The organism is Streptomyces sp. NPDC058534, assembly GCF_042717365.1.
In the GTDB taxonomy this organism is placed as follows: Bacteria; Actinomycetota; Actinomycetes; order Streptomycetales; family Streptomycetaceae; genus Streptomyces.
The window spans coordinates 60,832-72,578 of sequence record NZ_JBHXNW010000034.1 but is presented as its reverse complement, the minus strand read 5'-3'; the positions used below and the strand labels follow the sequence as shown (position 1 = coordinate 72,578).

Here is an 11,747-nt window from a genome sequence, read left to right as displayed (position 1 = left end):
GCGGGAGACTCCCCGCCGGGCCCGCGGCCGGGCCGAAGCGGCCCGGGCACGACGGATCAGGCGCCGCTCTCGCGGAGCATGTCCTCGCGCTCGACGAGCTTCACGCGCTCGCGCCCGAACGGCACGCCCAGCGCCTTCTCCGCGGCGTCCAGGCGGTACCAGCCGTCCCAGGTGGTGAAGCGGACGTTCCGCTCGGCCAGGAAGGCGTCCACGGCCTCCGGGGCGGGCGAGGCGGGCGTCTGGAGACGGCCGTTCGCGTAGTCGTCCAGCAGGTTGGACACCGTCTCGTTGGCGTCGCCCTTGGTGTGGCCGATGAGGCCGACCGGGCCGCGCCGGATCCAGCCGGTGACATACGTCGACTGCAGGTGCTCGCCGGACTCCTGGACGACTCGGCCGCCCTGGTCCGGGACCGTGCCGGAGTCGATGTCCCAGGGCAGCTTGGGCAGTTGGTCGGACAGGTAGCCGACCGCCCGGTAGACCGCCTGGACGTCCCAGTCCTTGAACTCGCCGGTGCCCTTGACGTTGCCGGTGCCGTCCAGCGCGGTGCGCTCGGTGCGCAGGCCGACGACCCTGCCGTCCTCGCCGAGGATCTCGGAGGGGGACTCGAAGAAGTGCAGGAACAGCTTGTGCGGCCGGTCCCCGACGTCGCGGATCGCCCAGTTCTCCAGGGTCTTGGCGACCATGTCGGCCTGCTTGTTGCCGCGCCGGGTCGCGATCGAGCCGTCGTCGTAGTCGATGTCCTCGGGGTCGACGATGACCTCGATGTTGGGGGAGTGGTCCAGCTCCCGCAGCTCCAACGGGCTGAACTTCGCCTGCGCCGGGCCGCGGCGGCCGAAGACGTGGACCTCCAGCGCCTTGTTGGCCTTCAGACCCTCGTGGACGTTCTGCGGGATCTCGGTCGGCAGCAGCTCGTCCGCGGTCTTGGCCAGGACGCGCGCGATGTCCAGGGCGACGTTGCCGACACCGAGGACGGCGACCTTCTCCGCCTCCAGCGGCCAGGTGCGCGGGTAGTCGGGGTGGCCGTCGTACCAGGCGACGAAGTCGGCGGCGCCGTAGGAGCCGTCGAGGTCGTGGCCGGGGACCGACAGGTCACGGTCGGCCGTGGCACCCGTGGCGAAGATCACACCGTCGTAGAAGGCGCGCAGATCGTCCAGGCTGACGTCGCTCGGGTAGTTCACGTTGCCGAAGAGACGGATCTGCGGCTTGTCGAGCACCTGGTGCAGGGCGGTGATGATGCCCTTGATCCGCGGGTGGTCGGGCGCGACGCCGTAACGGATGAGTCCGAACGGGGCGGGCATGCGCTCGAAGATGTCGATGGAAACGCCGGGGTCGGCGGCCACCTCGGACTTGAGCAGAGCGTCGGCGGCGTAGATTCCGGCGGGGCCGGATCCGACGATGGCTACCCGCAGAGGGCGGGGCATGTTCAGGTTCCCTTCGAGCGGTAACAGATCGACTCTCCGGGAAGCCTAAGCTAAGGCAAGCCTAAGTCGGTACGCGGGTCCGGCCTATGAGCCCATAAGAGCAGCTTATGGGATCTCATGGCCGGGCTTTGCACCCGGGTTTGAACCCCCCGTCACGGGTGACGCATGCGTGGGGCGCCGGTGATCGCGCCCCGTGCCGCCTCACGAGGGGAGTCCGCGTGCAGCGTCCGGACGGCAGCTCGGATCCGAACCGGTGGCGAGCCCTCTGGGTCACGCTGGTCGCCGGTTTCATGACGCTGCTGGACGTGACGATCGTCGCCGTCGCCCTGCCGTCCATGCAGCAGGGGCTGCACGCCTCGGCGGCGGAAGTGCAGTGGGTCGTCTCCGGCTACGCGCTCGCCTTCGCCCTGACCCTGGTGACGGCCGGCCGGATCGGCGACGCGTTCGGCAGGCGCCGCGTCTTCCTGGGCGCCCTGGCCGCCTTCGTGCTCTTCAGCGCCGCGGCCGGGGCCGCCCCCGGCATCGGGCTGCTGGTGCTCGCCCGGATCTTCCAGGGGGTCGCCGCGGGCAGCCTCGCCCCGCAGAACTCGGCGCTGATCCAGCAGCTCTTCCAGGGCGCGGAACGCGGACGCGCCTTCGGGCTCTTCGGCGCCACCGTCGGTGTCTCCAGCGCCGTGGGACCGGTCGTCGGCGGAGTGATCCTGGCCCTGGCCGGCCCCGAGGGCTGGCGGTGGATCTTCTACGTGAACGTGCCGGTCGGCGTGGTCGCGCTGGTGCTCGGCTTCCGCCTGCTGCCCCGGGTGGCCCCCGGCGGCCCCGGACGGCTGGACCCGGTGGGCGTGGCGCTCCTCGGTACCGGGATCCTCGCCCTGATGCTGCCGCTGGTCCTCGCCGAGTCCGGCGGCCTGGCCAGGGTGTGGTGGCTGTTCCCGGCGGGAGCCGCCGTCCTGGTCGCCTTCGCGTGCTGGGAGCGCCGGATCGCCCGCCGCGGCGGGCAGCCGCTGCTGGAACCTGGCCTGCTCACCGAGACCCGCGGCTACGCCACCGGCGCGGGCCTGGCCGCCCTGTACTTCGTCGGGTTCAGCGGAGTGTGGCTGGTGTTCGCGCTCTTCTTCCAGAACGGCCTGGGCTACTCGCCCCTGATGTCCGGCCTTGCGGTCACCCCGTTCGCCGTGGGGTCGGCCGCCGCCGCGGCCGTGGCGGGCCGGCTGGTCGAGCGGCTGGGACGGCTGCTGACGGTCTGGGGACTCGTCGCCGTCATGGCGGGCCTGGGCGCGACCGCCCTGCTGCTCTGGCTCGCGCCCGCCGACCGGGCCGCCTGGTACGCGGTGCCGGCCCTGTTGCTCGGCGGTCTCGGCAGCGGCTGTGTGATCTCGCCGAACATCACGATGACGCTGCGCGACGTCCCCGTGCGGATGGCCGGTGCCGCGGGGGGCGCCCTCCAGACGGGGCAGCGGCTCGGCGGCGCCGTGGGCACCGCCGCGCTTCCCGGCCTGTTCTATTTGACGCTGAACGCCACCCACGAGGACTACCAGGAGGCGGTGGCCCTGTCGGTGGGGTGCGGCGTCGCCGCGATGCTGTGCGCGCTGACCGTCGCGGTCCGCGACTGGCGCCGGGACCGCCCGGTCGAGGAGCCGGGCTGCCCGCCCGAGGCATCCCACAGCCACACCCACGCCGGTCAGGGCTGACCGGCCCCGCCATCCGGACTTCCGGCGGACGCGGTCAGCGCCGCTTGCTGCCGAACCTCCGCAGCATCTGCTGGGCCTGCGCGCGGCGGCGCGGGTCCGCGGCCGCGCGGCGCACCTGCTCGGTCGCCCTGCGCCCCTGCGGGCTGCGCGCGAACCGCTTGATCCGGTCCAGGATTCCGGCCATGACGTTCCTCCGAGTCGACGACGTTCCTGCTCTGTCCGTCCTCTACCCCGGGGACCCGCGAACACCCCTGTGCCGGCGCGCACGTTTGGCGCCGCCCCAGTGGGCACCCGCAGGGCAGACCATCGCAAACGAACGCCGAGAGGTGAGTCACTGTGGCCGGCAACCAGAAGTCCAAGGCCAAGATGGAGCAGGCCAAGGGAAAGGCCAAGGAAGCGTTCGGCCGGGCCGTCGGCAACGAGAGGATGACGGCCGAAGGCCGCGCCGAGCAGTCCAAGGGTGACGCGCGGCAGGCCAAGGAGAAGGGTAAGGACACCTTCCGGCACTGACACCGGGGCGCATCCCCTGCGGCGCGGGCCGCGGAGTCCGGCATACGGCCGGTTCCGCGGCCGGCGTCGGCCTCAGCCGATGTGGTAGCTGTCCCCGTACACCTTCCAGTCCAGCGGCGGGTCGAGCTCCAGGTTCCTCTCGTTCAGGAAGACGCGCTGCGCCGTGTCGACCCGGCTGGTGTCGCTGTGCGCCTCCTCCTGCTTCATCGCCCACACCCGCTCGTCGAGGAAGGCGTGCAGGTAGGTGACCTCGTCGCCGCCCTGGGCCGGCGGCCGGGCCCGGCCCAGGGCGCGCTCGCGGATGCTGCCGAAGCTCAGGCGGTCACCGCCGCCGCCGTGCATGACGATCGCGTCGTAGTACGCGAACTGACCCAGCGTGCGCAGCCCGTCCCCCTTGCCCTGGCGCACGGCCGGGCCGAAGTAGACACGGTCGCGCTCGTCGTCCTGCGCGCGGCGGAACTCGAGGTCGCCCGCGGCCCGGCGCCAGTCGTCGGGATAACGGGGGTCCAGACCCTCGTGCGAGTCGGAGCCGTCGACCCGGCGCAGCGCCGGCAGATAGCGGGCGAGCACGTTGCCGGGGCTGCGGTCGCTGTACAGCTCCACCAGGTCGAGCATGTCGCCGGTGCCGGAGCAGAAGCCGATGATGCCCGCGGTGTAGCCGCGGCCGTCGCCGATGTCCTCGATGTACCGGTACTGCGCCTTCCAGTCGAGCGAGGAGTTCTCCGCGCTCGACACCAGCTGCATGGCGATCTCCTTCTTCGCCGGGTCGTCGAGCCCCGCCGCGCGCACGGACGCCGCCGTGGCTCGCGAGGGGGTGAGCAGGGGGACGGTCGCCAGGGACGCGCATGCCATGGCGAGCACGGTACGGCGCGAGAGGCCCGCGCGGGGCGCGGGGTCGCTGAAGGGGTGCCTCACGGAATCTCCAGACGGTGGTGGGGGTTGGGAGTGTGCGGGCACTGATAGGAAAGTTTCCTATCAGACGTGCGGCGTGCTGGGCACCCGTCAGGCACGAAATCGGTACGGACCGAGGGCGGCGACGCCCGCCACGGTCACGGCATCGGCTGCTCCGCCCAGATGACCTTGCCGGCCGGCGTGTAGCGGGTGCCCCAGCGCTCGGCGAGCTGCGCGACCAGGAACAGTCCGCGCCCGCCCTCGTCGGTCATGGCCGCGTAGCGCAGGTGGGGCGAGGTGCTGCTGCTGTCGAACACCTCGCAGACCAGGCTGCGGTCGCGCAGCATCCGGACATGGACGGTCTCACCGCCGTACCGGATCGCGTTGGTGACCAGCTCGCTCAGGATCAGCTCCGTGGCGAACGCCAGGCCGTCCAGCCCCCACTCCGCGAGCCGACGGGTGACCTGGGAGCGCACCTCGCCGACCGCCGCCGGGTCGGACGGCACCTGCCACTCGGCGACGTGGTCGGGTCCGAGGGTGCGGGTACGGGCCACGAGCAGGGCGATGTCATCGCCCGGCCGGTCCGGGAGCCGGGCGTCCAGGACGGTCCGGCAGGTCTCCTCGGGCGTCTCGCCGGCCGTCTCCAGCGCCCGGCGCAGGTGTTCCAGACCGACGTCGATGTCGTGCTCCCGGTCCTCCACCAGACCGTCGGTGTACAGCACCAGCCGGCTGCCTTCCGCCAGCCGCAGCTCGGTCGTCTCGAAGGGCAGGCCGCCCAGCCCCAGCGGGGGACCGGCGGACACCTCGGGGAACTCCACGCTGCCGTCGGGCCGGATCAGCGCGGGCGGCGGATGGCCCGCCCGGGCCATCACACAGGTGCCGGCCACCGGGTCGTAGATCGCGTAGAGGCAGGTCGCGCCGGTGACCGGGGCGGTGCCGTCGTCGGTCTGCTCGTCCTGGTCGATGCGGCCGACCAGCTCGTCCAGCAGGCCGAGCAGTTCGTCGGGCGGCAGGTCGAGGGCGCTGAAGTTGTGCACCGCCGTCCTCAGCCGCCCCATGGTGGCCGCGGCGTGCAGCCCGTGCCCGACGACGTCGCCGACCACCAGCGCCACCCGGGCGCCCGACAGGGGCAGTACGTCGAACCAGTCGCCGCCCACCCCCGCCTGCGCGGGCAGGTACCGGTAGGCGACGTCCAGGGCGTTCTGGTCCGGCATCCGGCGGGGCAGCAGACTGCGCTGGAGGGTCACCGCCATGCTGTGCTCGCGCGTGTAGCGGCGGGCGTTGTCGATGGATACCGCGGCCCGCGCGACCAGTTCCTCGGCGAGGGCCAGTTCGTCCTCGTCGAAGGGCTCGGGCGTCTCGGAACGCCAGAAACTGACCACCCCGAGCACCAGCGTGCCCGCGCGCAGCGGTACGGTGATCAGCGAGTGGATGCCGTACTCCAGGACCTGCGCGGTGCGTTCGAGGTCCTGCGCCTGCCAGCCGGGTGCCACGTCGAGGCGGGGTTCCAGTACCGGCGTGCCGGTGTTCAGCGTCCGGCCCTGCGGGGAGGAGTCCACGTAGCGCAGCTGCCGGCCCACCGGGTACAGCGGGACCCCCTCGGGTACGCCGCTGAGCGCGGTGCGGCGCAGCGATGTCACGCCCTCCGGCTGGCCGCCCGCCAGCACCGCGTCGAACAGGTCCACGCTGACGTAGTCCGCGAACCGGGGCACGGCCAGCTCCGCCAGCTCCTCGGCGGTGCGCGTGACGTCCAGGCTGGTGCCGATGCCCACGCCCGCGTCGTACAGCATGTCGAGGCGTTCCCGCGCGGTCTCGGCGCGGCCGGACAGGGCCCGCAGCTCCGTGGAGTCGCGGAGGGTGGCGACGCTGCCCGCCGGGCCGCCCCGGACGTCCGTGGGGCGCTGGTTGACCGCCAGCAGCCGGTCCTTGACCAGGTGCACCTCGTCGGTCGCGACCCGTCCGGAGGCCAGCAGCTCCGCGGTGTCGGCCGGCAGACCGAGGTCGAGGACGTGCCGTCCCTCGGCGTCGGCGGGCAGGTTGAGCAGGCGCTCGCCCTCGTCGTTGGCGAGCAGCAGCCCGCCCTTCGGGCCGACGATGAGCACGCCCTCGCGGACGCTGTGCAGCACCGCGTCGTGATGTTCGTACATCCGGGTCATCTCGCGCGGTCCCAGGCCGTGGGTCTGGCGCAGCAGCCGCCGGCTGACGAGCGCCGTACCCGCCGTCGCCACGGCCAGTCCGACCGCCGCCACGATCAGCACCAGCGGCAGCTGCCGTTCGGCGGCGCCGCCGACGTTCTCCGTGGTGATGCCGGCCGAGACCAGGCCGATGACCGTGCCGTCGGGCGCCTTGACCGGCACGATGGCCTGGACCAGCGGGCCGATGGTCCCCTCGACCTCCTCGGTCACCGTCTCCCCGGCCAGCGCGGGGGCGATGTTCCCCACGAACTCCCTGCCGATGCGGTCGGGCTTGGGATGGGTGTAGCGGATGCCGTCTGTGTCGGTGACGACCACGAAGTCCACCCCGGTCGCCTTGCGCGCCGCCTCGGCCCGGGGCTGGAGCACCGCCGTGGGGTCGGGGGCGCGCAGCGCCGCGCGGATGCCGGGGGAGTTGGCGAACGTCGCGGCCACCGCGACGGACCGGTTGCGGGCCTCGACGGTGCTGTCGTGCCGTACCTGGAGCACCAGCGCCACCGCCGCGGCCACCACCAGCAGCAGCACGATGACCACGTTCATGACGAAGACCTGGGCGGCCACGCTGCGTCCGGACAGCGCCCGGCGCAGTGCCGAGTGACGCCGCCCCGCGTCCGTTCCCCGCCGTGTCGGGTCCGCGTCCCTCCGGTGTCGGGCGAGCGGGCCGCTGGGACGACGGGGTGACCGTTCTCCCGATCGACCCCTCAGTCGGACCATGTGCCCATGTCTACACTGCCGGGCTCCGTGAGGCGAGGGGCACCCCCTGCGGTGGCGGGGTCCGCCGGACCGGGGGCCGTGGGTGCGGTCATCGGGGGCTCCCGGGGCGGGGACGGCGGGTGGCGAGCAGCAGGGCGATGTCGTCGGCGCGGTCCGTCGTGTGGCGGGAGGTCACGATGAGCCGGTCCGCGACGCCCGCCAGCGCACGGCTGCCGGGCCGCGCGGCGGGCGCTCCCGCCCTGGCCAGGGCGAGCCGGCAGGGCGGTGATGCCGTCGTCGATGTCGCTGCCGGGCCGCTCCACCAGCCCGTCCGTGTTGAGAGCGAGGACGGCACCCGGCTCGGCGCGGAACTCGGTCAGCGGATAGGGCGCGCCGGGGTCCACGCCGAGCACCACCCCACCGGGCAGGTCCAGGGCCTCGGTGCGTCCGTCCGGGTGGCGCAGGAGCGGCGGCGGGTGGCCCGCGCGGGAGGCGAGGGCGCGTCCGGTGGCCGGGTCGAGGCGGATGTAGCAGCAGCTCGCGAACAGGCCCGGGTCCAGGTCGGCCAGCAGGTGGTTGACGCCGCTCATCACCTCGTCGGGCGGACGGTCGCCGAGGGCGAAGGCGCGCACGGCGCTGCGCAGTTGCCCCATCGTGGCCGCGGCCTGCACGCCGTGTCCCTGCACATCGCCGATGACCAGGGCCATGCGGTTACCGGAGGCGACGACGTCGTACCAGTCGCCGCCGACCTCCATGCCCTCGGTGCCCGGCAGATAGCGTCCGGCGGTCTCCAGCAGGGGATGGGCGGGCAGCCGGCGGGGCAGCAGCACTCCCTGGAGGCCCCGGGCCAGCGCGATCTCGGACTCGTAGCGCCGGGCCTTCTCCATGGCGTGGGCGATCAGCCCGGCGAGCGCGGTGAGCACCGTGCGTTCCTCGGTGCTGAAGCCGCGTGCGCGGTCGAAGCCGAGGATGCAGGAGCCGACCGGGCGTCCGGAGGCGATCAGTGGCAGGAAGGCGCGGGCGCTCTCCGTGGCGTCCAGCGGGATGCCCGGGTACGCGGCGGCCAGGTCCTGCATGGAGTCGAAGAAGAGCGGCCGGCCGCTGGTCAGCGTCTCGACGCCGGGCAGCCGGGCGTCCACCGCGACGCCCTCGAAGGGCGCGAGGAAGCCCGGCGGGAAACCCGTCTCCCAGGCCAGGTACAGATGGCGGTCCTGGAGCAGGTAGATGGCGAGCGGGCGGCCGCCGAAGGCGGACAGCAGCTCCCGCACGACCACGGCCGACACCTGGCGTGCGGTGACCGCCTCGGTCAGCGCGACGGCCAGCACGATCGGCCGGTACTCGGCCGCCGTGGAGGCGATCGGCGGGGCGGGGGCGCCGGCCTCGGGCTCCGCCTCGGGCACCCCGTGCTCGGGGGTGAGGCCGGCCGACGCGTCGGCCACCCGGTTGGCGGGCCGGAGCGTGCCCGTGAGGAGGTCCGGGCCGGGGTGGACGGAGACGGCCAGCCAGTCGCCCTCGAAGGGCTGCGGTGCGCTCCGGCGGCCGGCGTCGGGCGGGCGACGGACATGGAAGCGGACCGGGTCGGGGGAGAGCAGCGCGCCGCGCAGATGGTCCCCGTAGGCGGCCTGGTCCAGCCAGGGAACCGCCTCCCACAGCGAGCGGCCGAGCAGCCCCGCGCGCGGCCGGCCCAGCAGCTGGGCGGCGCGCGGATTGGCGTAGACGAGCGTGCCCAGCCGGTCCACGCAGAACACGCCCTCCGGCAGCAGGTCGGCGGCGGCGTCGGCCACGGTGCCGGCGAAGGGATCGCGGACCGCTCCCCGTACGGTCACGCCGTCGGCCCGGGCCGCCTGCGGCCGCCACAGCTCGACCAGGCGCAGCGCCCCGTCCGCCGCGCGCACGTAGCAGGGGCAGCCGCGGCGGCCGGCCCGCGGCGGTCTCCCGCAGGGCCGCGGCGAGCCGGTGGCCGTCGTCGGGGGCCAGGACGGCGGTGAGCGACCCGAGCGCGGTGGTGGGTCCGGCGGCGCCCGCCGGCATGCCGAGCAGGACGCACAGCGGTTCGTCGAGGGTGACGGCGCCGGTGACCGGATCCCAGGCGAAACTTCCGGCGTGCTGCGGGTGCCGTCCGGCGGGGGGCGGCCGGACGCACAGCGGTTCACCCTCCCAGAGGACCGGGGGCGCGGCACGGTCCTCGTCCAGCCGCTCCAGGGCCGCGCCCAGGTCCTGCGCCAGCCCCGCCATCCGGTCGGCGCCCTCCAGCACCTCGGCGGCGTCCGAGGCGGCGGGGCGCAGGACGGTCAGGACGCCGTACGCCCGCCTCGCCCCGGCGACGGGCACGTACAGCGACCCGAACGGGAACGGCAGGCCGGCCGCGAACTGCGGGTAGCGGCGCATGGTCTCCGCGGCGTTGGGCAGCACGACGCGGACACCCAGCCGGTAGGCGTCGGCGACCGGGAACGGGCTGTCGGCGTGCAGGCGCCACCAGGGCCGGAACAACGGCCCGGGCAGTCCGGCGAGCACGGCCAGCCGCAGCAGGCCGGGCGTGCCGGAGCGCAGGTAGATCCCGCCCACCCGGCCGCCGGCCGCGTCGATCGTCCGGACGCAGGCGTCGATCAGCAGCGCAGTCAGCCGTCCGGGCGTCCGGTCCGCTTCCTCGGCGCCTGCACTCACCGGCCCCACCTCGTCCGTGCGCCGCCGCGCGGGGCGGCACAGCAAGAATGCGCCACCGCACCCGGGTCGCGCACGTGGTCGGTCCGCACGGGTGACCGTGCCGGGCGTTGACCTCGCGGACGGGAATCCGTAACCTCCTCCGCGACATTCGGAAATCACTCCGAAAGTTTCGACGATCTGTGATCCATAGTCTCCGCCCTTCCGAACGGCCCCCGCACACCGATTCAAGGAACGGGATGACATGACCATGCCTATGAGGCACCTGGCAAGAACGGCCACCGCCGCCCTCGTGACCGTGGCCGCGCTGACGACCGCGGGCCACACCGCCGAAGCCGAAGCCGCCGCCGACACGCTCGGGTCCGCGGCGGCCGGCCAGGGCCGCTACTTCGGCACCGCCGTCGCCGCGAACCACCTCGGCGAGGCCGACTACGTCGCCACGCTGGACCGCGAGTTCACCTCCGCGACGCCCGAGAACGAGATGAAGTGGGACGCCACCGAACCCAGTCGCGGCACCTTCACCTTCGGCGCCGCCGACCGGGTCGTGGACCACGCCCGGAGCCGGGGCATGGACGTGCGCGGCCACACCCTCGTCTGGCACTCGCAGTTGCCGTCCTGGGTGGGCGCACTGGGCGTCGCCGACCTGCGCACCGCGATGAACGGCCACATCAACGGCCTGATGGGCCACTACAAGGGCGAGATCCACAGCTGGGACGTCGTCAACGAGGCGTTCCAGGACGGCGGCAGCGGCGCCCGGCGCAGCTCGCCCTTCCAGGACAGGCTCGGCGACGGCTTCATCGAGGAGGCGTTCCGCACCGCCCGCGCCGCCGACCCGGCCGCCAAGCTCTGCTACAACGACTACAACACCGACGGCGTCAACGCGAAGAGCAATGCCGTCTACGCCATGGTGAAGGACTTCAAGTCCCGCGGTGTGCCCATCGACTGCGTCGGCTTCCAGTCCCACTTCAACAGCGCCTCCCCGGTCCCCGCCGACTACCGCCAGAACCTCCAGCGCTTCGCCGACCTCGGCGTCGACGTGCAGATCACGGAACTCGACATCGAGGGCTCCGGAGCCGCCCAGGCCGCCAACTACACCAAGGTGGTCGAGGCCTGCCTCGCGGTCGACCGCTGCACCGGCATCACCGTCTGGGGCGTCACCGACAAGTACTCGTGGCGCAGCGGCGGCACCCCGCTGCTCTTCGACGGCGACTACCGGGAGAAGCCCGCCTACGACGCCGTCCTGACCGCACTCGGCGGCTCGGGCGACCCGGGTGACCCCGGTGACCCGGGCGACCCCACGGCGAGTTGTACGGCCGCCTACACCAGGACCGCGGACTGGAGCAGCGGCTACAACGGCCAGGTCACCATCACCGCCGGCGACGATCCGATCAGCTCCTGGACCGCGACGGTCACCCTGCCCGCGCCGCAGTCCGTCTCGTCCCTCTGGAACGGCACGCCCACCTGGGCGGGCAACGTCATGACGGTCCGGCCGAGTTGGAACGGCACCCTGGCGGCCGGCGCGTCGACCAGCTTCGGATTCACCGTGGCGAAGAACGGCAGCGGCGCCGCGCCCACGGTCGGCGGCTGCACCGCCTCCTGACCGGTCCGGGGGGGGGGGGGGGGGGGGCCCCCCGCGGCCGCCCCGCCCCCGGGCGCGCGCGGCCGGCACGCCGCGCCAGACCGACACACCC

7 protein-coding genes and 1 pseudogene are annotated in these 11,747 nt (G+C 73.6%); 3 read left to right on the top strand and 5 right to left on the bottom strand.

The window, feature by feature from the left end:
- Positions 1–56: 56 nt before the first annotated feature.
- Positions 57–1,421 (bottom strand): FAD-dependent oxidoreductase, encoded by a 1,365-nt coding sequence (locus ACFWR9_RS21745; RefSeq protein WP_383844678.1) that lies wholly within the window; start codon positions 1,419–1,421, stop codon positions 57–59.
- 218 nt (positions 1,422–1,639) lie between these two features.
- Between ACFWR9_RS21745 and ACFWR9_RS21740 the strand changes: the two genes are divergently transcribed.
- The gene (locus ACFWR9_RS21740) at positions 1,640–3,109 is read left to right on the top strand and encodes an MFS transporter (RefSeq protein WP_383844675.1); all 1,470 of its coding nucleotides are present in this window, start codon (positions 1,640–1,642) and stop codon (positions 3,107–3,109) included.
- A 34-nt stretch (positions 3,110–3,143) separates the two neighbouring features.
- Here the strand turns inward: ACFWR9_RS21740 and ACFWR9_RS21735 are convergent, their stop codons facing one another.
- The gene (locus tag ACFWR9_RS21735) at positions 3,144–3,293 is read right to left on the bottom strand and encodes a hypothetical protein (protein WP_185832574.1); all 150 of its coding nucleotides are present in this window, start codon (positions 3,291–3,293) and stop codon (positions 3,144–3,146) included.
- Between the two features lie 152 nt (positions 3,294–3,445).
- On the opposite strand from ACFWR9_RS21735, the gene ACFWR9_RS21730 reads away from it, so the two are divergent.
- A complete protein-coding gene (locus ACFWR9_RS21730; protein WP_383844672.1) occupies positions 3,446–3,619 on the top strand; it encodes a CsbD family protein in 174 nt (57 codons plus the stop codon).
- Between the two features lie 72 nt (positions 3,620–3,691).
- Here ACFWR9_RS21730 and ACFWR9_RS21725 read toward each other — a convergent pair whose 3' ends face one another.
- The 3 genes and pseudogenes from ACFWR9_RS21725 to ACFWR9_RS21715 form a co-directional block, all read right to left on the bottom strand.
- On the bottom strand, positions 3,692–4,534 hold the full coding sequence (locus tag ACFWR9_RS21725; protein ID WP_383844669.1) for a chitosanase: 843 nt from the start codon (positions 4,532–4,534) through the stop codon (positions 3,692–3,694).
- A 134-nt stretch (positions 4,535–4,668) separates the two neighbouring features.
- Positions 4,669–7,263: a SpoIIE family protein phosphatase gene (locus ACFWR9_RS21720; RefSeq protein WP_383844666.1), complete on the bottom strand. Its 2,595-nt coding sequence runs from the start codon at positions 7,261–7,263 to the stop codon at positions 4,669–4,671.
- A gap of 241 nt (positions 7,264–7,504) precedes the next feature.
- A pseudogene (locus ACFWR9_RS21715) lies at positions 7,505–10,059 on the bottom strand (SpoIIE family protein phosphatase).
- 241 nt (positions 10,060–10,300) lie between these two features.
- Between ACFWR9_RS21715 and ACFWR9_RS21710 the strand changes: the two are divergent.
- Positions 10,301–11,656 (top strand): endo-1,4-beta-xylanase, encoded by a 1,356-nt coding sequence (locus ACFWR9_RS21710; RefSeq protein ID WP_383844663.1) that lies wholly within the window; start codon positions 10,301–10,303, stop codon positions 11,654–11,656.
- Positions 11,657–11,747 lie beyond the last annotated feature (91 nt).